This is a genomic window from Variovorax paradoxus, from assembly GCF_009755665.1.
In the GTDB taxonomy this organism is placed as follows: Bacteria; Pseudomonadota; Gammaproteobacteria; order Burkholderiales; family Burkholderiaceae_C; genus Variovorax; species Variovorax paradoxus_G.
In genome coordinates this window covers 2335790-2361673 of record NZ_CP046622.1, presented here as the reverse complement: position 1 = coordinate 2361673, position 25884 = coordinate 2335790, and the positions used below count along the sequence as shown (strand labels likewise).

21 protein-coding genes are annotated in these 25884 nt (G+C 66.9%); 6 read left to right on the top strand and 15 right to left on the bottom strand.

The window, feature by feature from the left end; translation table 11 throughout:
• Positions 1-41: 41 nt before the first annotated feature.
• The 3 genes from GOQ09_RS11105 to GOQ09_RS11095 form a co-directional block, all read right to left on the bottom strand.
• Complete coding sequence (locus GOQ09_RS11105; protein WP_157613476.1) at positions 42-1832, bottom strand: alkaline phosphatase D family protein; 1791 nt, start codon at positions 1830-1832, stop codon at positions 42-44.
• A gap of 150 nt (positions 1833-1982) precedes the next feature.
• Positions 1983-2981, bottom strand: coding sequence for a Bug family tripartite tricarboxylate transporter substrate binding protein (locus tag GOQ09_RS11100; RefSeq protein WP_157613475.1), 999 nt, complete (start codon positions 2979-2981; stop codon positions 1983-1985).
• The gene (locus GOQ09_RS11095) at positions 2978-3898 is read right to left on the bottom strand and encodes a LysR substrate-binding domain-containing protein (RefSeq protein ID WP_126747223.1); all 921 of its coding nucleotides are present in this window, start codon (positions 3896-3898) and stop codon (positions 2978-2980) included. Before GOQ09_RS11095 ends, GOQ09_RS11100 begins: the two co-directional genes overlap by 4 nt.
• 119 nt (positions 3899-4017) lie before the next feature.
• Between GOQ09_RS11095 and GOQ09_RS11090 the strand changes: the two genes are divergently transcribed.
• The 4 genes from GOQ09_RS11090 (at position 4018) to GOQ09_RS11075 (ending at position 9441) form a co-directional block, all read left to right on the top strand.
• On the top strand, positions 4018-6768 hold the full coding sequence (locus tag GOQ09_RS11090) for a tannase/feruloyl esterase family alpha/beta hydrolase (protein WP_157613474.1): 2751 nt from the start codon (positions 4018-4020) through the stop codon (positions 6766-6768).
• Complete coding sequence (locus GOQ09_RS11085) at positions 6765-8123, top strand: hypothetical protein (RefSeq protein ID WP_157613473.1); 1359 nt, start codon at positions 6765-6767, stop codon at positions 8121-8123. Before GOQ09_RS11090 ends, GOQ09_RS11085 begins: the two co-directional genes overlap by 4 nt.
• A 29-nt stretch (positions 8124-8152) precedes the next feature.
• Positions 8153-9127 (top strand): tripartite tricarboxylate transporter substrate-binding protein, encoded by a 975-nt coding sequence (locus GOQ09_RS11080; protein WP_157613472.1) that lies wholly within the window; start codon positions 8153-8155, stop codon positions 9125-9127.
• Positions 9128-9234: 107 nt separating this feature from the next.
• Positions 9235-9441 (top strand): dodecin, encoded by a 207-nt coding sequence (locus GOQ09_RS11075; RefSeq protein ID WP_157613471.1) that lies wholly within the window; start codon positions 9235-9237, stop codon positions 9439-9441.
• Here GOQ09_RS11075 and GOQ09_RS11070 read toward each other — a convergent pair whose 3' ends face one another.
• Complete coding sequence (locus GOQ09_RS11070; protein ID WP_157613470.1) at positions 9442-10191, bottom strand: TerC family protein; 750 nt, start codon at positions 10189-10191, stop codon at positions 9442-9444. It lies immediately after the preceding gene.
• Positions 10192-10369: 178 nt separating this feature from the next.
• Between GOQ09_RS11070 and GOQ09_RS11065 the strand changes: the two genes are divergently transcribed.
• Positions 10370-12142: a tannase/feruloyl esterase family alpha/beta hydrolase gene (locus tag GOQ09_RS11065; RefSeq protein WP_157613469.1), complete on the top strand. Its 1773-nt coding sequence runs from the start codon at positions 10370-10372 to the stop codon at positions 12140-12142.
• A gap of 9 nt (positions 12143-12151) precedes the next feature.
• Here the strand turns inward: GOQ09_RS11065 and fba are convergent, their stop codons facing one another.
• Genes fba through GOQ09_RS11015 form a run of 10 tightly spaced genes read right to left on the bottom strand, consistent with a single transcriptional unit; the run spans position 12152 to position 22449 of the window.
• The gene (gene fba, locus GOQ09_RS11060) at positions 12152-13165 is read right to left on the bottom strand and encodes a class II fructose-bisphosphate aldolase (RefSeq protein ID WP_157613468.1); all 1014 of its coding nucleotides are present in this window, start codon (positions 13163-13165) and stop codon (positions 12152-12154) included.
• Positions 13166-13205: 40 nt separating this feature from the next.
• Entirely contained in the window at positions 13206-15239 is a 2034-nt protein-coding gene (tkt, locus tag GOQ09_RS11055; protein ID WP_157613467.1) for a transketolase, read from the bottom strand.
• A gap of 52 nt (positions 15240-15291) precedes the next feature.
• Entirely contained in the window at positions 15292-16170 is an 879-nt protein-coding gene (locus GOQ09_RS11050) for a phosphoribulokinase (protein ID WP_157613466.1), read from the bottom strand.
• A gap of 51 nt (positions 16171-16221) precedes the next feature.
• Entirely contained in the window at positions 16222-17295 is a 1074-nt protein-coding gene (locus GOQ09_RS11045; protein WP_157613465.1) for a class 1 fructose-bisphosphatase, read from the bottom strand.
• 21 nt (positions 17296-17316) lie between these two features.
• The gene (locus tag GOQ09_RS11040; protein WP_157613464.1) at positions 17317-18036 is read right to left on the bottom strand and encodes an HAD-IA family hydrolase; all 720 of its coding nucleotides are present in this window, start codon (positions 18034-18036) and stop codon (positions 17317-17319) included.
• Complete coding sequence (gene rpe, locus GOQ09_RS11035) at positions 18033-18758, bottom strand: ribulose-phosphate 3-epimerase (RefSeq protein ID WP_242631074.1); 726 nt, start codon at positions 18756-18758, stop codon at positions 18033-18035. The genes GOQ09_RS11040 and rpe overlap by 4 nt, the downstream gene beginning before the upstream one ends.
• Before the next feature lies 1 nt (position 18759).
• Entirely contained in the window at positions 18760-19563 is an 804-nt protein-coding gene (locus GOQ09_RS11030; RefSeq protein WP_157613463.1) for an HAD-IA family hydrolase, read from the bottom strand.
• The gene (gene cbbX / locus GOQ09_RS11025) at positions 19560-20489 is read right to left on the bottom strand and encodes a CbbX protein (protein ID WP_157613462.1); all 930 of its coding nucleotides are present in this window, start codon (positions 20487-20489) and stop codon (positions 19560-19562) included. Before cbbX ends, GOQ09_RS11030 begins: the two co-directional genes overlap by 4 nt.
• A 38-nt stretch (positions 20490-20527) precedes the next feature.
• Positions 20528-20947 (bottom strand): ribulose bisphosphate carboxylase small subunit, encoded by a 420-nt coding sequence (locus tag GOQ09_RS11020; protein WP_157613461.1) that lies wholly within the window; start codon positions 20945-20947, stop codon positions 20528-20530.
• A gap of 35 nt (positions 20948-20982) precedes the next feature.
• Positions 20983-22449, bottom strand: a complete 1467-nt coding sequence (locus tag GOQ09_RS11015) for a form I ribulose bisphosphate carboxylase large subunit (RefSeq protein ID WP_157613460.1) — start codon at positions 22447-22449, stop codon at positions 20983-20985.
• A gap of 121 nt (positions 22450-22570) precedes the next feature.
• Here GOQ09_RS11015 and GOQ09_RS11010 point away from each other — a divergent pair, with 121 nt between their 5' ends.
• Positions 22571-23548: a LysR family transcriptional regulator gene (locus GOQ09_RS11010; protein WP_157613459.1), complete on the top strand. Its 978-nt coding sequence runs from the start codon at positions 22571-22573 to the stop codon at positions 23546-23548.
• 18 nt (positions 23549-23566) lie between these two features.
• On the opposite strand, the gene GOQ09_RS11005 is transcribed toward GOQ09_RS11010, so the two are convergent.
• Positions 23567-25870 (bottom strand): TonB-dependent receptor, encoded by a 2304-nt coding sequence (locus GOQ09_RS11005; protein ID WP_165442077.1) that lies wholly within the window; start codon positions 25868-25870, stop codon positions 23567-23569.
• Positions 25871-25884: the final 14 nt, after the last annotated feature.

Sequence of the window (25884 nt, the reverse complement as noted above, 5' to 3'; positions counted from 1 at the left end):
GCAACGTCAGCAACCACACGCCGCGTCGGCCCAACCCACCCTCAGGCCGCAAGCACCTGAAGGTTGCCGGTGCCCGGCAGCGCGCGCAGCGTGGCGGCGGTTCTTACCGCATAGTCGCGGCTCAGCACCGTGCTGACCTCGACGTATTCGCAGCGCGCTTCGTTGGGTGTCAGGGTCAGCACGGCATAGCCGCGCTTGCTGGTTTCGGCGTAGCGCAGGTCGTCGACCATGCGCAGGAAGCCGTCGGCCAGCAGGTCGTTGGCAATCAGCGGCAGCGCACGCTCGAAGCCGGGCGAAGACACCGACGACGTTCCGAATTCCACCCCCACGCGCTGCCCCGAAACATCGGTGAGGTTGCCGGCCCAGGCGTTGTGCGTGTCGCCAGCCAGCGAGACCAGGTTCTTGCCCTGGTTGCGCGCCATGGCAAGCACGGTGTCGCGCGCGGCCGGGTAGCCGTCCCATGCGTCCATGTTGTAGGGCACCTTCTGCTGGGCGAGCAAGGCCCTCTGGCTGTCGCTGCGGGCGGTGTCCGGAAGCGCCTGCGCGGCCACGTAGGCGCCCAGCGTCTCGGGACTGAAGTTGGCCGCAATGCTCAGGGGAATGGTCATGCGCATCATGAGCACCTGCTGGCCCAGCACCTGCCAGGTACCGGCCGAGGCCGCCATGCGCGCGGAGAGCCAATCCACCTGCGGCTGGCCCAGCAACTGGCGCGTGGGCGCTGCCGCCTCGCCCGCCAGGTATTGGTCGAGCGTGAGCTGCCGTTCGCGGCCGATCAGCCGGGTGTCGAGCATGTGCAGCGAAGCCAGCGTGCCGAAGTCGAACGAGCGGTAGATCAGCAGCGGGTTGGCCGGGTCGGGCAGCCGCGTCGGCAGCCACTCGTGGTAGGCCTGCACGGCCGCCGCGCGCCGCGCCGCAAAGCTGCCCTCGCTCGCTTCGTCGTGGTTGGCGGCGCCGCCCGACCATGCGTTGTCGGCCAGGTCGTGGTCGTCCCACACCGCAATCATGGGAAACCGCGCATGCAGCGCGCGCAGGTCGCTGTCTGTGCGGTATTGCGCGTGGCGCTGGCGGTAGTCCGCAAGCGTCAGGATCTCATGGTCGGGTGTCGATTCGCGGTCGATGGCAATGGCCAGTTGCGACGCATAGCCCACGCGGCCGAACTCGTAGATGTAGTCGCCCAGATGCAGGACCACGTCGATGTCGGTGCGCTTGGCAATGTCGGCGTACACATTGAAATAGCCGCTCGGAAAGTTGGAGCAGGACACCACCGCCAGCCGGGCCTGCGAAACACCGCCCACCGGCAGCGTGCGGGTGCGGCCGATGGGCGAGGCCTCGCTGCCCACCACGAAGCGATAGAAATAGGTGCTGGCCGGCTGGAGCCCGGTGGCGTCCACCTTCACCGTGTAGTCGCGCTCGGGGCCGGCGCTCACCGTGCCGCGCGCAACGATCACGCCAAAACGCTCGTCGCTTGCAAGTTGCCATTCGACGTTGAGGGCGCCCGGTGCGGGCGCCGTCACACGAGTCCAGAGAATCACGCGGTCGGACAACGGGTCGCCGCTGGCAACGCCGTGCTTGAACAGCGGGCCGGTGCTCACGGGCGGACTGCCGCCGCCTCCGCCGATTCCCCCTCCGATGCCTCCGCCGCCTCCTCCACCACCGCCGCCGCCGCAGCCTGTCAGGCTCACCCCGCTGGCCGAGAACATCGCGAACAGTACGGCGTTGCGTATGAGCGAGCGTCGGGTGGTGCCGGTCAGGGCTTGCTGGGGATCTGTGCCGCCGCCGTTATCGGCGGTCTGGCTTGCCTCGTCGTTCTTCTTCTCGTTCCGAGTGCGCATGGCTGTCTCCTGATCCGCCGAGGACGAGACGCACGGCACGCCTCAATCTCCTTTCGACGTCGGCGCCATTGAAGGTGAAGACTTTGGTTTCCAGCGTAGGTTTGTACCTATGCGCGTGTCAGCCGGCAGCCAACCGAAAAAGCCGTGCGGCTAGTCGAACTGCGATCGGTCTCCGGACACCAGCTCGCGGTTGCGCCGCCGGTCGACGGCAATCTCTTGCGCAAGATCTTCGATGGCTCCGCCCACCGGCAGGTTGTACGCGCCGCGCAGCCGCACGCGCACGGCATCGCTGCTCAGCACCCGGTTGATCTGCGCATTGAGCCACTGCAGCACCGCCACGGGCGTGCGGGCGGGCGCGAAGATGCCGAAGAGCGAATCGCGATTGGCCCGCTCGTAGCCCAGCTCGGCGAGCGTCGGCACCGCGGGCAAGGCCTCGATGCGCGCGGCTGAACCCACCGCGAGCGCCTGCAGCCGCCCTTCCCCTATGTACTGCAGCTGCTGCGCGGCAACGTTGGTCGACAGCACCTCGAACTGCCCGCCGAGTGCATCGTTGAGTTGCGGGCCGCCGCCCGCGTACGGAATGTGCGTGATGGCGGTGCGGCTTTGCATGCGCACCTGCGCCAGCACCATGTGGCCGATGGTGGCCACGCCCGAGGTGGCCCACCGCACTGCGCCGGGCTGGCTGCGCGCAAGTGCAATCAGCTCCTGGAAGCCGCGGCCCGCAAAGGCCGGCGTGCCGACCACGAGCACGGGCGTGCGCATCACGCTTGCCACCGGGGCGAAGGCGCGCAACGCGTCATAGGGCACGCGCGCAACCAGTGGATGCAGCGTGATCGGGCTGATGGCCGAAAACGCGAGCGTGCAGCCGTCGGGCGTGGCACGCGCCAGCGCACCCATGCCGATGCTGCCGCCTGCGCCGGGCCGGTTCTCGACGAGCACCGGAACGCCGAGCGATTGGGCGAGCGGCTCGGCCAGCACGCGGGCCATGCCGTCGCTCACGCCGCCCGGCGGGTAGACCACGATCAGACGAACCGGCCGGTTCGGCCATTGCGCCGGCGCCGCCCGCAGCAGCCGAGGCACAGCACAGGCAGCCGCAAGGGCAATGCCGCTATCACGCACCAAGCGGCGGCGACGCAGTAAAAAACTCATGACCCGGGGTTCTCGCTCGCATGCCTGCGCAGCAGCGCGGCAAAGTGCTGTGCGGGCAGGTTGTCTTCTTCCACGCGCGACACCAGCGTGAGCGGCGCGTCGAGCTGGCCGCCGTCGGCAAGCCGGGTGTAGGCAATCGCATGCGCATGCACGCCGGTCATCGAAGCCGGCACCACCGACAGGCCGACACCCGCGGCCACGAGATTCAGGTTGGTCATCATGCGGTCCACCTCGGCCACCACGCGCGGGCGCAGGCCCTTGGCATGGCACATTGCAAGCAACTCGGCGTAGAGGCCCGGCGCGCCCGGACGGCGCACGAGGATGATGCCGTCCTCGCACAGCTTCGCAAGCGGCAGCGGCCGCGAGGCCTTGCTTCGCGCAAGGGCAAAGCGGTGGTCGCTCGGCATTGCCACCAGTACGGGTTCGCGCAGCAGCGTTTCGAAGCGCAGGCCCTCGGGCCGCGCCACCGGCACGCGCAGCAGGCCGCAGTGCAGCCGGCCGGCGTCCAGCGCCTCGGTGAGTTCGGCCGCGTTGTCTTCGCGCAGCTGCAGTTCCACGTCCGGATGCGCACGGCGAAAGGCGCGCAATGCCTCGGGCACGAAGCGGTGCGCCGCGGCCGAGCTGGTGAAGCCCACCGCCAGCGTGCCGGCCTGCCCTTTGGCCACGCGCGCCATGCGCTGCTTCATGGCCGCCATGTCCTGCAGCATGCGCAGGGCCTCCACCTGGAACAGCCGCCCCGCATCGGTGAGCGCCACGCCACGCGGGTGCCGCCGGAACAACAGCACGCCCAGCTCGCGTTCGAGAGCCTTGATGGCCTGGCTCAACGGCGGCTGCTGAATGCCCAGTTGTTCGGCGGCCCGCGTCATATGGCCGGTCTCGGCAACGGCCACGAAGTAGCGAAGCGGTCTTATCTCCATATTTTTTTCATATCGAAAGTGCCTCTTTATTTTATTTGACCCTAGGTCACCGTGCACCTATCGTCCGGCCGCTCATTCAAAAAAGCGGCCCACCGAGGCCGCATTCCGGAGACAAGTCCATGCGCAACTCGCGCTTTTCTGCATTGCTTGACGCGCCCTTTCGCGCCTGCCGTTCGTTCGTTGCGGTGGTCGGTATTTCGCTGGTTCTGGCCGCCTGCGGTGGTGGTGGCGGCGGTGGTGCCGGCGCCGGCTTCCTTCCGATCGCATCGCCCCCGCCCCCGTCCAATGGCGGCACGCCCGATACCGATCCGCCCGACAACCCGCCGCCGCCGCCCGTGCAGCCGGTGGTTGCCTGCACGGATCTCGCCGGCAAGAGCCTGCCTGCCTCGCTCATCAGCCTGCCCACGCAGGGCGCAACCGTCACCAGCGCCACGCCGGTGGCCGCAACCGACGCCGGAAACCGGCTCGGCGACTACTGCCGCGTGCGCGGTTCCATCCAGCCGATGGACCCTGCTTCCCAAGCCATCAACTTCGCAGTCAACCTGCCCGAAAAATGGAACCGCAAGACCATTCACTTCGGCGGTGGCGGCTTCGACGGCGTGCTGATCGACGGCACCGAGGTCATCCGCTTCGGCCCCGCGGGCAAGCCCGCCCCGCTTGCGCTGGGATATGCGACCTACGGCGACGATTCGGGCCACCAGTCGAGCAGCATCACCGACGGGCGCTTTGCCGCCAACGACGAGCAGCTTGCCAACTACGGCGGCAATTCGCTCAAGAAGACGCGCGACGTGGCGCAGGCGCTGGTGCTCGCGCGCTACGGCATCGAGCCCGCCTACGCCTACTTTCTCGGCACCTCCACCGGTGGGCGCGATGCGCTCAGCTACATCCAGCGTTGGCCACAAGACTACGACGGCGTGATTGCCAACGAGCCCGCGCTCAACTACACCGGTACGCGGCTATCGAACGTGGCGGTGGGCCGCGCGCTGTACAACAACGGCGGCGCCGGCTGGATGAACGTGGCCAAGACGCTGCTGGTGCAAAAGGCGGCCATGCAGGCCTGCGACAAGCTCGACGGCGCGGCCGACAACATCGTGAGCAACGTGGAAAGCTGCCGGCTGCTGAACACGCAGATCCTCGCGTCGCTGCGCTGCAGCGGCGGCACCGACGCCGGCGACAGCTGCCTTTCGGACGCGCAGCTTGCCACCGTGCGCACCATCGAATCGCCGCTCGAGTTCAGCACCTACTCGCTGGCCAACGGCGTAAAGCGTGCAGGCGGCTACAACATCCTTGAAGGCGCACTGGTGGCGGGCCCCTACACCACGCGCGACCTGGGCACGCGAAAGGTGCCGGGCAATCCCGCCACCTCGGCCGACGCCAACATGTACGTCACGGGCGACCAGTGGGTGAAGTACTTCGTCACGCGCATCGACAGCTTCGACTCGCTGGGCTTCGATCCGCTGGACCCGGGCGCTTTCGCCGCGCGCGTGAGCGAGGTGTCGGCGCTTACCGATGCCACCAACCCCAACCTCGCACCCTTCTTCGCGCGCGGCGGCCGGGTCATCATGCTGCACGGCCTGGCCGACGAGGTGATCAGCCCCAACTCGACCATCGACTACTACAAGCAGCTCATCGCCACCGTGGGCCAGGCCGCCGTGGACGAGCATGTGCGCTTCTACACCGTGCCCGGCATGGGCCACGGCACGGGCAGCTTCATTCCCAACTGGGACTCGCTCGCTGCGCTCGAGGGCTGGGTGGAGGGAGGCCTGGCGCCTGCCACCGGCGTGGCGGTCGATGCGGTGGCCGGCACTTATGGCCGCACGCGCCCGCTGTGCCGGTTTCCGGCATGGCCGAAGTACCGCGGCAGCGGCAGCCTCGACGCGGCGGTCAACTACAGCTGCGTGACCGAGGTCGGCGATCCGCTGGCCTGCCCCAACCTGCCGGCTGCCCCGACCAGCTACAAGGGCGGCAACAGCTTCGGCGAGGAACTGCGCATCGACATCGATCCGGCCACCATGGCTTACACCGTGACCATCGATGCCAGCCTGCAGCGCGCGGTTGGCACGCAGCGCAGCGGCTCGCTGGTGGCGCAGGGCAGCTGCAGCTATGCGAGCGGCGAAAGCGCGGCTGTCTTCAGCTTTGCGCCAGGCGGCGTGCTGCTGGGGGGAGTGAATGCGCCGAGCGGCGGCGGCTTTGCGCCGCTGATCGCGTTCCAGAACACCTTCGAGAACACGGCCGCACCGGCGGTGTTCAACCCGGTGGCCAATATCTTCAACGCAGTGGGCGTGCAGCAGGGCACGGGCGGTGCGACGGCGCATGCGTCTTCGGTGCGGCTGCGCAATGCGGGCACTTTCCAGTATTGCCGCGATCCGGTCACCGGCGGTTTCATGACCTACGACGCCACATGCACGCAAACGGAAAAGGGCTACATCACCTATAACACCGCGCGCGGGGCCTTCGACCTGCGAACCACCTCGCCCAGCGGCGGCGCCGTGACCACCGGCGGCACGCTCACGGGGTCGATGGTGATCGGGCTCGTGAACGGCGCCGCGGTGCCGGTGCACCTGGTGCGCGAGTCGGCCGCCAACGCCGGCCTGCGCATGTTCGGCCTGCAGCAGACGCTGACGCCCGGCACGGCGGACGGCAGCTACGCCATGGCCGCCGTAACGGGCCAGAACCGCGAGGCCACGGTAGCGGGCAGCAGCTTCAACCTGGGCGGCACCTCTGCATCCCTCAGCTACGACACACCGGTGCTCGGGGCGGTGCAGGCCGATGCGGGCCGGCCGGGCAACTTCATCTTCAACAGCGGCGTCCTCGGATTCGTTTCCACGGCAGGAACGAACGCGGCGCTGGAACTCGGAGTACGACATTGAAAAAACAACTTTCGACGCTGGCCGCGTTCGCGCTGCTGGGCACCGCGCTGCCGCTTTCGGCGCATGCGGCTTCTGCAGCCAAATTGGCACCCACACCGGCAAGTTGCCCCGCGCCCGTGCCTGAGGCCACACGCTGCTACATCGGCGAAGACGGCAGCGGAGCTTTCTACTGGATCGCCATTCCGAAAGACTGGAACCGCGGCGTGCTCGTGATGCATGCGCACGGCGGGCCGGAGACAGGGCCGCCCAAGCTGGAGCGCAGCCAGGAAGACCTGAAGCGCTGGGCGATCACCGTGAAAGCCGGTTACGCGTGGGCTGGCTCCACCTACCGCCGCGGCGGCTACGGCGTGACGATGGCGGCGGAAGACATCGAGCGGCTGCGCCAGATCTTCGTGCGCCAGTTCGGACAGCCGCAGCGCACGCTGCTGCATGGGCAGAGCTACGGCGCGGGCGTGGCGGCAAAAGCGGCCGAGCTGTACGCGCCTGCGGACGGTGCAAAGTCGCCCTACGACGGCCTTCTGCTCACCAGCGGCGTGCTTGGCGGCGGCAACAGCGCCTATGACTTCCGGCTCGACCTGCGCGTGGTGTACCAATACGTGTGCCGCAACCATCCGCGCGCCGACGAGCCGCAGTACCCGCTGTGGATGGGCCTGCCGGCCGATTCGAGACTCACTCGCGCCGAGCTGGCCGCGCGCGTCAAGGAATGCACCGGCGTCGGCATGCCCGCCGCGCAGCGCACGCCGGAGCAGGCCGCACGGCTCAAGACCATTCTCTCGGTGGTGAAGATCGAAGAGCGCTCGCTGCTCGGCCACCTGAACTGGGCCACTTGGCTGTTCCAGGACCTGGTGCAAAAGCGCCTGGCCGGCCGCAATCCGTTCGGCAACATCGGCGTGGTTTACCAGGGCTCGGCCGATGATGCGGCGCTCAATGCCGGCGTGCTGCGCTACGCCGCCGATCCGCAGGCCAAGGGCGCCCTGGCGGTCGACAGCCAGCCGACCGGGCGCACCGCGCTGCCCACGCTGGCGCTGCATGCCATCGACGATCCGACCGCTTTCGTCGAACTCGAAAGCGCCTACCGCCGCATCCGCGACACGGCCGGCACCGGCGGCCAGCTGGTGCAGAGCTTCAGCGCGGAGCGCGAGCACAGCTACCTGAGCGATTCGGAATACCCCGCGCTCTTCACCGCCCTGCTCGACTGGATCGACAAGGGCGAAAAGCCCACGCCGCAAAGCCTTGCGCAGCGCTGCGCATCGCTGGCCCAGCGCTACGACACGGACGGCAAGAACGGCTGCCACATCACCCCCGATTGGCAGCCGCCCACGCTTGAGAGCCGCGTACCGGTGCGAGCCCCCTGATTTCCATTTTTTACTTGACGGAGACTTCCATGAAAAAACTGTTCGCCTTTGCGGCGCTGACCTTGGCCATGGGCGCGCATGCGCAAGACTTTCCAGCGGGAAAGCCGGTGACCATCGTCGTGCCCTTTGCGGCCGGTGGCCCGACCGACCGCGTGGCGCGTGACCTGGCCGAAGCGCTGCGCAAGCCCCTGGGCGGTGTGAGCGTGATCATCGACAACGTGCCCGGCGCCGGCAGTTCCATCGGCGCGGCCAAGGTGGCGCGCGCCAAGCCCGACGGCTACACCCTGCTGCTGAACCACATTGCAATGGCCACCGTGCCGACGCTGGTGCGCAACCTGCCGTTCAAGGTCGAGAGCGATTTCGAGTACCTCGGCATCGTCAACGACGTGCCGATGACGCTCATCTCCAAACCCGCCATCGAGGCCGGCAACTACAAGGAACTGACCGTCTGGATTGCAGCCAACAAGGGCAAGATCAACATCGGCAATGCCGGCGTGGGCTCTGCTTCGCACCTGTGCGGCCTGCTCTACCAGAGCGCCACCAGGACCGACATGACGCCAGTGCCCTACAAGGGCACCGCGCCGGCCATTACGGATTTGATCGGCGGGCAGATCGATCTGTTGTGCGACCAGACCACCAACACCTCGCCGCAGATCGAGGCGAAGAAGGTCAAGGCCTACGCAGTCACCTCGCCCAAGCGGCTGGCGACGCCGCTGCTGAAAGACCTGCCCACGCTGGACGAGTCGGGCCTGAAGAACTTCCAGGTCACCATCTGGCACGGCCTGTATGCCCCCAAGGGCACGCCGGCACCGGTGCTGAAAAAGCTCAATGAGGCCATGAAGGCCGCATTGCGCGATGCCGACTTCATCAAGCGCGAAGAAGCCCTTGGCGCGGTGGTGGCCACCGACGGGCGCATCGAACCCGAAGGCCACAGGAAGTTCGTGGCGGATGAAATCGCCAAGTGGACGCCGATCATCAAGGCGGCGGGCGTTTACGCGGACTAGGCCCGCGCCTCCAGCGACGATTCGCGCATGCCGGAACAACAACTCCTGCGTTTGCCCTTGCAGCCGGCGATGACTACGATGTTTCCACCATTACAAGGAGCACAGACATGTCGAATCACGTCTACAAGTCGCTGGAGCTCACCGGCTCGTCCCCCGTCAGCATCGAAGAAGCGGTGCAAACCGCCATCGCCAAGGCACACGAGACGGTGCGCAATATCCAGTGGTTCACCGTGACCGAAACGCGCGGCCACGTCGTGGACGGCAAGATCGCGCACTGGCAGGTCACGGTGAAGATCGGCTTCACGCTGGAGTAGTCAGTCGCCCGGTATGTGGGGCGGACGCAGTTCCACCGCCTTGGCCGCTTTCTTGCGCAGCCTGATGTTGAGCATTTCCACGGCCAGCGAGAAAGCCATTGCAAAGTACACGTAGCCCTTGGGCACGTGGTGCCCGAAACCTTCGGCGACGAGCACCACGCCCACCACCACCAGGAAGGCCAGCGCCAGCATCTTGATGGTGGGGTGGTTGGACACGAAGCGGCCAATGGGGCTGGCGAACAGCATCATGAGCAGCACCGACACGATGACCGCGGCGATCATCACCCGCACGTCGTCCACCATGCCCACCGCGGTAATGATGGAGTCCAGCGAGAACACCAGGTCGATGATCATGATCTGCAGGATGACCGCCGCGAAGGTGGCCTTCACCGCGTTGGACTTCTGCTCGTGGCCGCCTTCGAGCGACTGGTGAACCTCGCTCGTGCTCTTCCAGATCAGGAACAGCCCGCCCAGGATCAGGATCAGGTCGCGCCCCGAGATGCCCTTGCCGAGCACCGAGAAAAGCGGGTTGACCAGGCCCACGATCCAGGCAAGCACCAGCAGCAGCCCGATGCGCATGAACATGGCCATGAACAGCCCCACCCGCCTCGCGAACTCGCGCTTTTCGGGCGGCAGTTTGTCGACCAGGATGGAGATGAAGATGATGTTGTCGATGCCCAGCACCAGCTCGAGCGCAGTCAAGGTCGCAAAGGCAATCCAGACCTGGGGATCCGTCAGGAGTTCAAGCATCGGGGTTCTTTCGCCGCGGCAAACGCCGCCAAGAAGTTCAGGAAATGTCCTGAAGTCTGCCATGACCGGTTCCGCCGCAAGGGTTTGCCCTATTTTTTAGTTATGGATCAAAACTATATTGATTACGTGAAATAACTTTATTGATGAGCCGGGCCGCCCCGGCTGAAAGGAGACAGCGATGGTTCAATCCGTGTTCTCTTCGTTCCGCCCTGCATGGGCGGCTTTTGCCGCGGCATCCCTGCTGGCGGCCTGCGGCGGGGGTGGTGGCGGGGGCGGCGGGGGCGGCGGGGTGGCTTCCCGTTCGTTCCGCCGGCCCCCCCCCGGCGGCTCCACGCCATCGGAAGCGCGCCCGGGCACGCTGCAGTCGTGCACCGATCTCGCCGGCAAGGCGGCGTTCGGCAGCACCGTGTACACCAGCGTGAGCTCCGTGGCCGCCGGCGCGCTCACCGTGGCCGGCGCGAGCACGCCCGCGCCCGAGCACTGCCTTGTGCAGGGCCAGATGAACCAGCGCACCAGCAGCGTCGACGGCAAGACCTACGCCATCGGCTTCGAGATGCGCCTGCCCGTCAACTGGAACGGCCGGTTCTTCTACCAGGCCAACGGCGGCCTCGACGGCAACGTGGCGCGGGCCACCGGCAGCGTGGGCGGCGGTGCGCCGACCACCACCGCGCTGCACATGGGGTTCGCGGTCATCAGTTCCGACGCGGGGCACTCGGGCGCGCAGATTCCGACCTTCGGCATCGATCCGCAGGCGCGGCTGGACTACGGCTACAACGCCGTTGCGCAACTCACGCCCATGGCCAAGAACCTCATTGCCAAGGCCTACGGCCGCGAGCCCGATCGCTCCTACTTCGGCGGCTGCTCGAACGGCGGCCGCCACGCGATGGTGGCCGCGGCAAGGTTCGCCGGCCAGTACGACGGCATCCTGGCCGGCAACCCCGGCTTCAACCTGCCGAAGGCCGCGGTGGCCCAGCTTTACGGCGTGCAGCAATACGCCCGGGTTACCACCGCCAACACACCGGCCGGCAAGCCGGACCTGCAAACCGCCTTTACACCCGCGGAAATGAGCACGGTGGCTGACGCGGTGCTTGCGCGCTGCGATGCACTCGACGGCGCGGCCGACGGCATCGTTGCGGATGTGCAGGCGTGCAAGCAGGCCTTCGACCTTGCCAGGGACGTGCCCACCTGCGGCGGCGCCCGCACCGGCAGTTGCCTCACGGCCACCCAGAAGAACGTGCTCGGCAACATCTTTGCCGGCGCGCGAAACAGCGCGGGCACCGCGCTCTACAGCAGCTTTCCGTTCGACGCCGGCATCAAGGGGGCCGACTGGCGCCAATGGGAGTTCTCCAATTCGCAGAACCTCGACACCGCCGCGGTCGGCTTCGTGTTCAGCACGCCGCCGCTGGCGCCAAGCCGCCCCTTCGGTATCGATTTCGCGCTCGGGTTCAGCATGGACGCCGACGCCCCGACCATCTTCGCGAGCAACGCGGTCTACACCGAATCGGCAATGTCGTTCATGACGCCGCCCGACCCCGCCAACCTGTCGGCGCTTCGCGATCGCGGCAGCAAGCTCATGGTCTACCACGGCACCAGCGATGCGGTGTTCTCGTCGGACGACACCACCCGCTGGTACGAGCAGCTGCGCACGGCCAATGGCGGCGATGCATCGGGCTTTGCGCGCTTCTTTCCCGTGCCCGGCATGAACCATTGCGGCGGCGGCCCCGCCACCGACCAGTTCGACATGCTGACGCCGCTGGTGGCGTGGGTCGAACAGGGCAAGGCTCCGGCCACGGTGATTGCCAGGGCCCGCGGCGCTGGCGCCAACGTGGTCAATGCCGAGCTGCCCGCCGACTGGTCGCCCACCCGCACGCGGCCGCTGTGCCCCTATCCGAAGACCGCGGTCTACCTGGGCGGCCCGCTCGAATCGGCCTCGAGCTTCGCCTGCCAATAGGCAGCAACGCTACAGCGCCGCCGGCTTGATCCTGCCCGCCATGCCGGCGGCACCGAAGGCCTGGAACCGGTCGATGCACAGGTCGCGCGCGGCCGCGGTCGCCTCCTTCAGGAACTTGCGCGGATCGAACTCGCTGCGGTCGCTGCCCATGGCCCGGCGCATGGCGCCCGTCATGGCCAGCCGAATGTCGGTGTCGATGTTGACCTTGCGCACCCCGTGCCGAATGCCTTCCTGAATTTCTTCCACCGGCACGCCGTAGGTTTCCTTGATCTCACCGCCGTAGTCGCGGATCACGGCCAGCCATTCTTGCGGCACCGACGAAGAGCCGTGCATCACCAGGTGCGTCTTCGGAATGCGCGCGTGAATGTCCTTGATGCGGTCGATTGCAAGAATGTCGCCGGTCGGCTTGCGGCTGAACTTGTAGGCGCCGTGCGAGGTGCCGATGGCAATGGCCAATGCATCCACCCCGGTGCGCGAGACGAAGTCGGCCGCCTGCTGCGGATCGGTCAGCAATTGGTCGTGCGAGAGCACGCCTTCGGCGCCGCTGCCGTCTTCCTCTCCCGCCATGCCCGACTCCAGCGACCCCAGGCAGCCCAGTTCGCCCTCCACCGAGACGCCGACCGCATGCGCCATTTCAACCACGCGGCGTGTCACGCCCACGTTGTAGTCGTAGCTCGCAGGGGTCTTGGCGTCTTCCATCAGCGAGCCGTCCATCATCACGCTGGTAAAGCCCGAGCGAATGGCCTGCATGCACATCGAGGGGCTGGCGCCATGGTCCTGGTGCATCACGATCGGGATCTCCGGGTACATCTCCACCGCCGCCTCGACCATCTTGCGCAGGAAAGGCTCGCCCGCGTATTTGCGCGCACCGGCCGAGGCCTGCAGGATCACAGGGCTGTCGGTCTTTTTCGCCGCCTGCATGATGGCCTGGATCTGCTCCAGGTTGTTGACGTTGAACGCCGGCACGCCGTACTGGTGCTCGGCCGCGTGGTCGAGCAACTGACGCAGCGAAATCATGGCCATGGAAAGCTCCTGTGGATGTGGGAAATGCAAATGGATGAGGTCAGCGGCCGCCGTCCTGCAGCGCCTCGGCGGCCAGCAGGCGGCGCGCACGCTCGGCCACCACCTCCGCGGTCAGGCCGAACAGCTCGAACAGTTCGCCGGCCGGGGCTGATTCGCCGAAGCGGTCGAGCCCGACCACGTCGCCGTATTCGCCGACGAACTTCCACCACAGGCCGGTGCTGCCGGCCTCCACCGCCAGGCGCGGCAAATGGCGCGGAATGACCGCATGGCGCCACGCGGCGTCCTGGCGCTCGAACACGTCCATGCACGGCACGGAAACCACGCGGGCTTCGATGCCCTCCTTTGCCAGCAAGGCCGCGGCGGCCAACGCAACGCCGACCTCGGAGCCGCTTGCCAGCAAGGCCACGCATTCCGACTGCGGGCGCCGCAGCACATAGGCGCCGCGCGCAATCGCTTCGATGCGTGCACCGTCTTCACCCGCATGCGGGAGCGCCTGCCGCGTGAGCAGCAGGCAGCTCGGGCCGTCCATGCGGCGCAGCGCCTCCCGCCAGGCCACCGCGGTTTCAGTCGCATCGGCAGGCCGCCACACATCGACATCGGGAATCAGGCGCAGGCTCGATGCATGCTCCACCGGCTGGTGCGTTGGGCCGTCTTCGCCGAGGCCGATGGAGTCGTGCGTGAAGACATAGACGACCGGCAGCTTCATCAGCGCCGACATGCGCACGCCGTTGCGCGCGTAGTCGGAGAAGGTCAAGAACGTGCCGCCGAACGGACGAAAGCCGCCGTGCAGCGCAAGCCCGTTCATGATGGCCGCCATGCCGAACTCGCGCACGCCGTAGTGCACGTGATTGCCTGTGCCCGTGCCCTTGAGCGCGCGGTGGCCCTTCCAGTCCGTGAGGTTCGATCCCGTCAGGTCGGCCGAGCCGCCGATCAGCTCCGGCATGGCGGGGCCGACCTCGTCGAGCACCTGCTGCGAGGCCTTGCGCGTGGCGATGGACGCCTTGCGCTGCTCCGCACCGGCCGCGGCCGAAGCCAAAGCATCTTCGACCTGCGCGGTGAGCGGCGCATCGGTGCGGTGGCGACGCAGCAGCTCGCGCGCAAGCACCGGGTGCTCATGCGCATAGGCCGCAAAGCGCTCTTGCCACGCCTGGTGCAATGCGGCGCCCTTCTCGCGCGCCGACCAGGCCTGGGCAACCGAAGGCGGCACCTCGAAGGGCGCGGCGCTCCAGCCGAGCGCTTCTCGCGTCAGCGCAATCTCGGCGTCGCCCAATGCTTCGCCATGCGCCTTGGCCGTGCCGGCGCGGTTTGGCGAGCCCTGGCCGATGCGCGTCTTGCAGCACACCAGCACTGGCCGGTCCGCCGCGGTGGCCGCTGCAATGGCCGCATCGAGCGCCGCTGCATCGTGGCCGTCGACATCGCGCAGCACCGTCCAGCCATAGGCCTCGAAGCGGCCCGGCGTGTCGTCGCTGAACCAGCCGCCGACCTCGCCGTCGATCGAGATGCCGTTGTCGTCGTAAAAGGCCACCAGCTTGCTGAGCCGCCACGTGCCGGCAAGCGAGCACGCTTCGTGGCTGATGCCTTCCATCAGGCAGCCGTCACCCAGAAACACATAGGTGCGGTGGTCGATCACCTCATGCCCGGGCCGGTTGAATTCTTCAGCCAGCAGCTTCTCGGCCAAGGCCATGCCCACCGCGTTGCTGATGCCCTGCCCCAGCGGCCCGGTGGTTGTTTCCACACCGGGCGTCAGGCCAAACTCCGGATGCCCCGGCGTGCGCGAATGCAATTGCCGAAAGCGCCGCAGCTCATCCATCGGCAGTGCATAGCCGCTCAGGTGCAGCAGTGCATAGAGCAGCATCGAACCATGGCCGTTGGAAACAACAAAGCGGTCGCGGTTCATCCAGCGCGGGTCGGTCGGGTCGTGCCGCAGCCGGTGGCGCCACAGCGCCTCGGCAATGTCGGCCATGCCCATCGGCATGCCTGGGTGGCCCGAGTTGGCGGCTTGCACGGCGTCCATGGCCAGCGCTCGAATCGCGTTGGCACATTGCGTGCGCAAGGCAAGGTTTTCAATCGTCATGCCGAAGATCCTGTTGATGGTTTTGTGCGGTGTGCAGGCAGTGCGCGGCGCGTCAGATCGCATAGGCCTTCTTGCGGCGCTCCATCAGGCGCAGGATCATCGGTGTGAAGATCAGCTGCATGGCCAGCTCCATCTTTCCGCCCGGCACCACCAGCGTGTTGGCGCGCGACATGAACGAGTCGTGCAGCATGCTCAGCAGGTACGGAAAGTCGAAGCCGATCGGGTTGGCGAAACGGATCACCACCAGGCTTTCGTCCGGGCTTGGAATGGTCCGCGCAATGAACGGGTCGGAGGTGTCCACCACCGGCACGCGCTGAAAGTTGATGTGCGTGCGCGTGAACTGCGGGCAGATGTAGTGCACGTACTCGTTCATGCGCCTGAGAATCACGTCGGTCACGGCCTCGGTCGAATAGCCGCGTGTGTTCTTGTCGCGGTGCAGCTTCTGGATCCACTCGAGGTTGATCACCGGCACCACGCCAATCAGCAGGTCCACATGGCGCGCAATGTCGACCTTCTCCGTCGTCACGCCGCCGTGCAGGCCTTCGTAGAACAGCAGCTCGCTGGCGGGCAGCGTCTCCCATTCGGTGAAGGTGCCGGGCTCCTGCTTGAAGGGCGCGGCTTCCTGTGCGTCGTGCAGGTACTTGCGGCTGCGGCCGGCGCCGCATTCGCCGTAGTCGCGAAACAGCGCCTCCAGTTCGGCGAACAGGTTCGCATCCTCGCCAAAGTGGCTGAAGTTGCGGTTGCCGGCGGCCTCGGCTTCGGCCATGGCTACCTTCATCGAATTGCGGTCGTAGCGGTGAAAGCTGTCGCCCTCCACAATGGCCGCCTTGACGCTTTCGCGCCGAAAGATGTTCTCGAATGTTCGCGTGACGGACGTGGTGCCCGCGCCGGACGAACCGGTAATGGCAACGATGGGATGTTTGGCTGACATGGTGGCCTTGGGGAGATAAAAAAAGCTGTGCCGCAACCGCTCTGCAACCGCTCAGGCAGCGGTCGCAAAGAGTCCGCGTTTACCGAAGAGCGGCGCCTGGTAGGTGTCCTGCGGGTCTTCGCTGTGGTAGGCCTCCACGCGCGCCACCTCTTCCGACGAACCGAAGACGAAGCCGATGCGCTGGTGAATCGACTCCGGCTCCACCGCCATCAGCCGCCGCCGCCCGGTGCTGGCCATGCCGCCGGCCTGCTCGATCAAGAATGAAATCGGGTTGGCCTCGTACAGCAGCCGCAAGCGCCCGTCGCGGCCCGATTCCTTGCTGTCGCGCGGGTACATGAAAACGCCACCGCGCATCAGGATGCGATGCGTCTCGGCCACCAGGGAGGCGATCCACCGCATGTTGAAGTCGATGCCGCGCGGCCCCTCCTTGCCGGCCAGGCATTCGTCGACATAGCGCTTCACCGCCGGCTCCCAGAAGCGGCTGTTCGACGCGTTGATTGCAAACTCGCTGGTCTGCCGCGGAATACTCAGGTTCGGGTGGCTCAGCACCCATTCGCCCAGCTGCGGGTCGAGCGTGAACGCATGCGTGCCGTTGCCCAGCGTGAGCACCAGCATGGTCGAAGGCCCGTAGATCGCATAACCGGCGCCCACCTGCTCGGTGCCTGGCTGCAAAAAGTCTTCGGGCTTGGCATCGGCGTCGAGCGTCGGCGCGCGCAGTATCGAGAAGATGCTGCCCACCGCCACATTCACATCGATGTTCGACGAGCCATCGAGCGGATCGAACAGCAGCAGGTACTTGCCGCGCGGATACTGCTGCGGCGGCAGGTAGGGCTCTTCCATTTCTTCAGACACCATGCCCGCCACGTGGCCGCCCCATTCGTTGGCGCGCAGGAACATGTCGTTGCTCAGCACGTCGAGCGTCTTCTGCTCTTCGCCCTGCACGTTCTGCGTGCTGGCGCTGCCCAGCACATCGCCCAGCGCGCCGAGCGCCACCTTGCGCGAGATTGCCTTGCAGGCCAGCGAGACGTCGGTGATGAGCGCGTTGAGCGCGCCCGTGGCACCGGGGTGGCGGCGGCGCTCCTCGATGATGTATTGGGTCAGCGTGGCCTTGCCTGCAATGGGCATGATCGTCTCCTGTTGGATTTTTCAAACTCTGGTCGTCGTCGTTTCTTCGTCGCGCCGCACGGGGCGCGACTCGCGCACCGTCAGCAGCAGCTGCTGCGGCGTGGCGACGCGCCAGGCAGGCGCCGCGCCGGCCGCCGCCGCATGGCCGCCATAGCCCCATGCCACCAGCGCCGCCGGACAGCCGGCCGCATGCGCCGCCAGCAGGTCGGCCGGACCGTCGCCCACCATCAGCAGCCGCGCGGGTTCCACACCCAACTGGCGCGCCGCAGCCTGCAACAGGAAAGGCGCGGGCTTGCGCTGCGCCGCGGCGTCGGCGCCGTAGACCCCCGCCATCGCCGGCAGCAGACTTGCGGCATCCAGCACGGCGCGTGCCAGCGGCGTCGGCTTGTTGGTCACCACCACCATCGGCAGCGTGCGGCGCAGCCCGGCGACCAGTTCCGCAATGCCTTCGAACACGCCGCCGAACTGCAATGGCGCCGCCAGCGTGACGGCATCGAACGCGCGGCGCAGCCGCAGGCGCAGTGCCTCATCGCCCGGCACGCCTTGCCGGCGCAGGGCCTGCAGGATGAGCGCGTCAGGGCCGTCGCCGATCCACGCGCGCACGGTGTCCAGGTCGAAGCGGGCCAGTCCTTCCTGTCGGAGCGCGGCATTCAGCGCCTCGCGAATGTCGGGGGCACTGTCGACCAGGGTGCCGTCCAGGTCGAAGGCGATGGCGTCGATGCCGCGCAGGTCCTTCGTCATGCGGGACACCCTTCCACGGCAAGCCGCCCCTGAAGCGCCTGGGTGCGGATCGCGTCGATGGCTTCGCGGTAGCGGCCGCCGCTGAAGACCGCGGAGCCCGCCACCAGCGTGTCGGCGCCCGCCGCGCCGATGCGCGCCGCGTTGCCGGGCTTCACGCCGCCGTCCACCTCGAGCCAGATGTCGCGCCCGCTCGCATCGATGCGGCGGCGCACCGCCTCGATCTTCGGCAGCACGCTCTCGATGAAGCTCTGCCCGCCGAAGCCGGGGTTGACCGACATCAGCAGCACCAGGTCGAGCTGGTCCAGCACATGGTCGAGCACCTGCAGCGGCGTGGCGGGGTTGAGCACCAGCCCGGCCTTGCAGCCGCTGGCCGTGATGAGCCGGACCGTGCGGTCGATGTGCTCGGTGGCCTCCGGGTGAAAAGAAATGATCGAGGCGCCCGCCTCCGCGAACATCGGGATCAGCGCATCGACCGGCTTGACCATCAGGTGCACGTCGATCGGCACCGTCGCGTAGGGCCTGATGGCCTCGCACACCAGCGGGCCGATTGTCAGATTCGGTACATAGTGGTTGTCCATGACGTCGAAATGGATCAGGTCGGCACCGGCTTCGATGACCGCCGACACTTCTTCGCCGAGCCGCGCGAAATTGGCGGACAGCAGGCTGGGCGCAATGCGCATCGGCTGGCCGGGCGGCGGCGGAGCGGTTTTCGGGTTCTGCATGTCAACAGCCCTCCCGGTAGAGCGCCTGCACGGCATTGAGCTGCGGCGCCGTGGAGGCCATTTCCAGCAGTTCGTCGATTCCGAGCCATGGCGCACGCTGGAGCTGGCCGCCGGGTTCGCCGGGCAGTGGATCGGCCGCGTCTCCGAGCCCGGGCAGCACCAGCCCCGCACCGCGGAAGTCGCTGCCTTCGGTCCAGAAGGTGGGCGTGACCAGCGTCCATAGGCCGGCCCCAAGGGCGGAGCGCAAGCCGTTGGGCGAGTCTTCGATGGCGATGGCGCGCTCGGGCGGCACACCCAGCGTTTCGAGCGCCAGCAGGTAGATGTCGGAAGCCGGCTTCTTTGCGCGCACTTGGTCGCCGCAGGCAATCACATCGAACATCGTGAGGCCGCGCGGGCCCAGCGTGGCCTGCAGCAGCGCATCTATGTTGACGGCGGTGGTGGTGCTGGCAATGGCCAGCCGCAAGCCGGCGTTCTGGGCCTCTTCAAGAAACCGCAGCACGCCGGGGCGCAGCGCAATGCCGCCGCGGCGCGCCATGTCGGTGTAGTGCTGCGTCTTTGCGGCATGGATCTCGGGCACGCGTTCGTGCAGGCGCTTCTTGTCAGCTGTGGCCAGGGGAAGCGAGTCGATGTAGGCCTTCATGCGCTCCTTGCCGCCCGTCACGGCCAGCAGCGAGCGGTACTCGGCCTGCTCCCAGTGCCAGCCGAGCCCCAGCTGGTCGAACGCAAGGTTGAAGGCCATGCGGTGCACTTCCTCGGTGTCGGCCAGGGTGCCGTCCACGTCGAATACAAGGGCTTCGATGCTCATTTGCTTGCTCCTGCTGCCGGCGCGGAATCGGCCGGCGGGTTGAAGACGCGGCTCGCCAGGATGTCTTGCGCCTCGAGCGTGCAAAGCTGCTCGCGCGTCAGGGCGTTCTCGCTACCGAAGAGGCGCGTGGCGTGGCGCAGCCGGATGCGGTCGAGCGCATTGCGGATCGACCGCGCATTGGCAAAGTGCGGCTGGCTGCGCCGGAGGCTCACATAACGCCCAAAGGTGGACACCGCGCCGTCGTCGAAGCTGTAGTTCAGCCGCCCCAGCATGAGCTGCGCAATCTGCATGAGCTCGGCTTCGCTGTAGTCCGGAAAATCGATGTGGTGCGCAATGCGAGAAGCCATGCCCGGGTTGCTGCTGAAGAAGGTCTCCATGCGGTCCTTGTAGCCCGCAAGAATCACCACCAGGTCGTCACGCTGGTTCTCCATCACCTGCAGCAATATCTCGATCGACTCCTGCCCGTAGTCGCGCTCGTTCTCGGGCCGGTACAGGTAGTAAGCCTCGTCGATGAACAGCACGCCGCCCATGGCCTTCTTGATCACTTCCTTGGTCTTGGGCGCCGTGTGGCCTATGAACTGACCCACCAGGTCGTCGCGCGTCACCGCCACCAGGTGGCCCTTGCGCACATAGCCCAGCTGCTTGAGCACCTCGGCCATGCGCATGGCCACCGTGGTCTTGCCGGTGCCAGGGTTGCCAGTAAAAGACATGTGCAGCGAAGGCGGCTGCGACTGCAGCCCCTGTTCCTGGCGCAGCTTGTCGATAAGGAGCAGCGCCGCAACGTCGCGGATGCGCCCCTTCACCGGCGCCAGGCCGATCAGCTCGGCATCGAGCTGGTCGAGCAGCGCCTTCACGCCCGAAGACTCGAAGAGCTGCTTCGGCGCCGTGGCAACGGCCGGGGCGGTGGGAGTTTCGGTGGCGTCCATGCGTGCCTCTGGCAATGCGTGCGCGTGGCGTGTTCCGCTCAGTACCGGCTGCCTTCGGGTCGCGCCTGCGCCGCGTAGCTCTCGATGCTGTAGCGGATCGTGCGGCCCGGCTCCTCGGTGCGAATAAGGCGAAAGCCCGGCTCGTTGGAGGGACGGTTGACGATGAACGACATCACCACCGACTCGGTGCCATGCGTCGAATCGAACGCCGTCACGCGGATGTACTGCTGCGGAAAGGTCTTGCGGCAGGCCGCGAGCTCGAGCATGACGCCGGCCGCATCCTTGATGTCGAACATCGGGTTGCCGAACATCTCCCAGAAGGTGTTGCGCGGGTGCGGGTCGTCGGTGTATTCGAGACCGATGGCCCAGCCCTTGTCCAGGCAATACTCGACCTGGCGGCTGATCTGCTCGTTGCTCAGGTCGGGCAAGAAGGAAAAAGTGCCTTGTGTGATTCGCATGTCGCTTGCTCCAGGAAAAAGGTGAACGGGTCGCGTCAGGCCATCGACGGCGTGGGCACGTAGTCCGACGTGTCGGTGGAGGCGTAGTTGAAGGAGATCTCGCCCCACGTGTCGAGCGCGGCCGCCAGCGGCGTGCACCACTTGGCCGCGTCGCGCAATATTTGCGGCCCCTCGTTGGCAATGTCGCGCCCTTCGTTGCGGGCCAGCACCATGGCTTCGAGCGCCACCCGGTTGGCCGTGGCCCCGGCCTGGATGCCCTGCGGATGCCCGATGGTTCCACCGCCGAACTGCAGCACCACGTCATCGCCGAACAGGTCGAGCAGCTGGTGCATCTGACCCGCATGAATGCCGCCCGAAGCCACCGGCATCACCTTGCGCAGCGCGCCCCAGTCCTGGTCGAAGTAGATGCCGCGCGGCAGGTCGACCTTGGTGTGCGTGTCGCGGCACACGTTGTAGTAGCCCTGCACCGTCATCGGGTCGCCCTCGAGCTTGCCGACTGCGGTGCCCGCATGGATGTGGTCCACGCCCGCAAGGCGCATCCACTTGGCGATGACCCGGAAGCTCACGCCGTGGTTCTTCTGGCGCGTGTAGGTGCCATGGCCCGCGCGGTGCAGGTGCAGGATCATGTCGTTCTGCCTGCACCAGTGGCTCATCGACTGGATGGCCGTGTAGCCGACGACCAGGTCGATCATCACGATCACCGAGCCGAGCTCCTTGGCAAACTGCGCGCGGCGGTACATCTCTTCCATGGTGCCGGCGGTGACGTTCAGGTAGCTGCCCTTCACCTCGCCGGTGGCGGCGCTGGCCTTGTTGACCGCGTCCATCACGAAGAGAAAGCGGTCGCGCCAGTGCATGAACGGCTGCGAGTTGATGTTCTCGTCGTCCTTCATGAAGTCGAGCCCACCGCGCAGGCCCTCATACACCACGCGGCCGTAGTTGCGGCCCGAGAGGCCCAGCTTGGGCTTGGTGGTGGCGCCCAGCAAGGGCCGGCCGAACTTGTCGAGCCGCTCGCGCTCCACCACGATGCCGGTCGGCGGGCCGGCAAAGGTCTTGACGTAGGCCACCGGAAACTTCATGTCCTCCAGCCGCGCCGCCTTCAACGGCTTGAAGCTGAACACGTTGCCGATGATGGAGGCCGTGACGTTGGTGATGGAGCCTTCTTCGAACAGCGAGAGGTCGTAGGCCACGTAGCAGAAATACTGGCCCGGGTTGTTGGGCACCGGCTCCACCTTGTAGGCCTTGGCGCGGTACATGTCGCAGGCGGTGAGGCGGTCGGTCCACACCACCGTCCAGGTGGCGGTGGACGATTCGCCGGCCACGGCCGCGGCCGCTTCGACGGCGTCCACGCCATCTTGCGGCGTGATGCGAAAGAGCGCGAGGATGTCTGTGTCCTTGGGCACGTAGTCGCCGTCCCAGTAGCCCATCTGCGCGTACTTCAGCACACCGGCCGAGTAGCGCTTCTTGGCGTCGGTGATCTGGATTGCTTCGTTCATGTTGCCCATGGAGTGCCTCTCGAAAAGAAGGGGTTTGGTGCTGTCTGGTGAATTGAATGTAGGCCTCGTGAAAGATTAAGAAAAATTAAATCTTTTGACATTCACATTTGCCAAAACTAATATCACAGTCATGCCTCTTTCCAAGCACGCGAGCTTTCGCCAGCTCGCCACCTTTCATGCCGTGGCGCGGCTCGGCAGCGTTTCACTTGCCGCGGACGAAATGCACCTGACGCAACCGGCGGTGTCGATCCAGATCGGTACGCTCGAAGAATCGGCCGGCACGCCGCTCGTGCAGCGCACGGGGCGCGGCATACGGCTTACCGAAGCGGGCGAACTGCTGGCGGGCTATGCGGGCCGCATCCTCGACCTGTGGCGCGAAGCCGGCGACGAAATGGCCATGCTGCAGGGCGTGTTCTCGGGCACGCTGCGTGTGGGCGCGATCACCACGGCCGAATACCTGCTGCCGCCCATATTGGTGAACTTCGCCAAGGAACATCCGAAGGTGAAGGTCAAGCTGCAGGTCGGCAACCGCGACGAAATCGTGCGCATGCTCGCGGGCCAGGAGATCGACATCGCCATCATGGGCCGCCCGCCCGCCGAGCTGAAGACCGACTCCAGCGCCTTCGCCAAGCACCCGATGGCCTTTCTCGCGGCGCCGAGCCATCCGCTCATGTCCGCGGCCAAGCCCACGCTTGCCATGCTCTCGGACACGCGCATGCTGGTGCGCGAGCGCGGTTCGGGCACCCGCACCACGGTCGAACGCTTCTTCAAGGACCAGGGGCTGCCGCTGCGCATCGGCTCCGAGCTGTCGAGCAACGAGGCCATCAAGCAGATGTGCGCCGCGGGCTTCGGCATCGCCTTTCTGTCGATGCACACCTGCGTGCTCGAGATGAACGCAGGGCTGCTGGGCGTGCTGCCCGTGCCCGGCAACCCCGTGGTGCGCGACTGGTACGTGATGCACCTCGCGTCGCGGCAGCTGCCGCAAGTGGCGCTGGCTTTCGAGGAATACCTGCGCATGCATGGGCAGTCGCAGATCCAGCAGCAGCTGGGTTCGCTGCCCGCGGCGCGGGCGCCGACAAAGAAGCGCAGCGCACGGCGCGCTGCCTGAACCGTTCGGCGCGTGGGCTCAGGCGCCCAGTTGCACCCGCATGCCGACCCACACGGCCCGCGGCGCGCCCGGCGCCACGAACTGCGAGTTGCGCCACGCGTCCGGAGACGCCACCACACCGCTCGCGTCAAAGCCGTTGTGGCCCAACTGTCCCGCGGTGGCATAGCGGCGGTTGAACACGTTCGCCACCTTGGCAAAAAGCTCCACGTTGCGCCCGAGCTTCCAGCGCGTGGTGAGGTCGAGCAGCGCATAGCCGCCGATGCGGCCGCTGCCGCTGAAGTCCGCTCCGTCGGGCACGTGCAGGCCGTTCTCGTTGCCGCGCACGGTCTGCCGCGAATACACGCGGTACTGCGCGCCCAGGCTCCAGCTGGGCGTGATCCGCCAGTCGACATTGAGCTTGAGCGAATGCGCCGGCAGGCCCGGCAGGCGGTCTCCGGGGCGCACCGCGATCTCGCCTTCGCCGGTGCAAGCGGGGCTGGTCTCTTCGGTGCTGTTCGATTCGGACACCAGGCACGCCGGCGAGTCGTACCTTGCGCGCAGGTAGCTGTACGACAGCGACCAGTCGAGCTTGTCGCTCTGCTGCGAAAGGCCGAGTTCCACGCCTTGGCGCAGGGTGCGTCCAAAGTTGCTGAAGTAGCCGCGCGAGAGCCCGCTGCTGACGAACAGCAGGTCGTCCTTGTTGACCGTGCGGAACACCGATGCGTTCCACCGCAGCCCATGGTCGAGCGTGCCGCGCAACCCGGTTTCGAAGGTCTGCGAAACCACTTGCTTGAGCGGCGGATCGGACTGCAGTGCATTGGGCAGCACGCAGGCGTTGGCCGGGTCGGAGCAGCCCAGCTCGATAGGGCTCGGCGCGCGGCTGCCCTGGCTCCAGCCGGCATAGGCCGTGAGCCGAGGCGTGGCCTGCCACGTCAGGCCGATGGCAGGGTTGAACTTCTTGTAGCGGCCTTCGCCGTCGAGCTGCGTGGAAAGCCCGAGCAAGGCCCGCCCGTCGTCGCGGGTGGACACGCGGGTGTCGTTGTAGCGGCCTGAAAGGCTGAGCTGCAGGTTCGGCTGCAGCGTGATCAGGTCTGAAATATAGATGCTCGTGGTGCGGCTCTTGCCCGCGAGCAGTGCGTCGGCCTCGGCTTCTTCCTGCGGCACCACGGCGCGCGTGCCGACGAGAAAACCCTCCGCCTCGGTCTGCAGGAAGTGCGTGCGCGCACGGTCCACCGAGGCGCCGAAGGTCAGCTGGTGAATGCCGGCCGTGTAGGTCGACTGCAGCGCCACGCCCTCGCCGCGCTGCCGCGTGTAGGTGCGGTTCTCCACGCCCGTTTCTTCGACCTCGGGCGGTTCGAAGTCGTCGTTGAGGTCGCCGTTGAGCGTGCTGTAGCGCGAGCGCCGCGTGTAGGCGGTCATGGAAATCGTCTGCACGTCGCTCAGCCGGTAGCTGGCGTTGAGCGTCAGCATCGACATGCGGTTGTCGGTGCGGTCGGGCCGCGTGTACACCTGCCTGCGGTTCTGCGACAGCATCGACTCGGGCAGCAGGCCGTTGCCGATCATGCGGTTGTCTCCGTGGGTAAAGCTCAGGTCCCAGGAGAGCTTTCCGCTGTCTTGCCCCACCTTGGCAAACAGCTGCCGCACGCGCGAAGGCGAATAGTTGCGCCAGCCGTCTTCGTTGAGCCCGCCAAGCGCGAGAAACAGATGTCCGCCCTCGCCCAGCTTGCGTCCGTGCGTGAGCTCGGTGCTCACGCGGCCGAAGGAGCCGGCCTGCAGCTCCAGCTCGGTGCCCGGGTGCGTATCGCCCCGCTTGGTCTGCAGCGACAGCGCACCGCCGAGCGTGTTCAGCCCGAACAGCGGGTTGGAGCCCGGCAAGAGCGTGATGCTCGAGATGGCCGCCCTCGGAATCAGGTCCCAGTTCACCACGTCGCCGAAGGGCTCGTTCACGCGCACCCCGTCCTGGTACACCGACAGGCCCTGCGGCGTGCCCAGCACCGGGCTCGCGGTAAAGCCGCGGTAGTTCACATCGACCTGGTACGGATTGCCCTGGATTTCGTTCACGTTCACGCTCGGCAGCTGCGTGGACATGAAATCGGGGAGGTTCAGGCTCTGCGCGCGGCGCAGGCTCCGGTCGTCCGCCGTCTGCACGTTCGACGGGATCTGGTCCTTGGGCACCTCGATGCCCGGCACGGGCGTGGTGCTGACCACTTCGACGGCCGGCAGGCTGCCCGGCTGCGCCGCGGCTTCTTGCGCCTGGCCCGGCATCGGGCACGCCGCCGCGGCCACGGCAAGGCCGATCAGCCGGCGTGGGGTCTTTTTTAGATGCTTGGTCGGTCGGCTCACGAATGCTCCTCCTT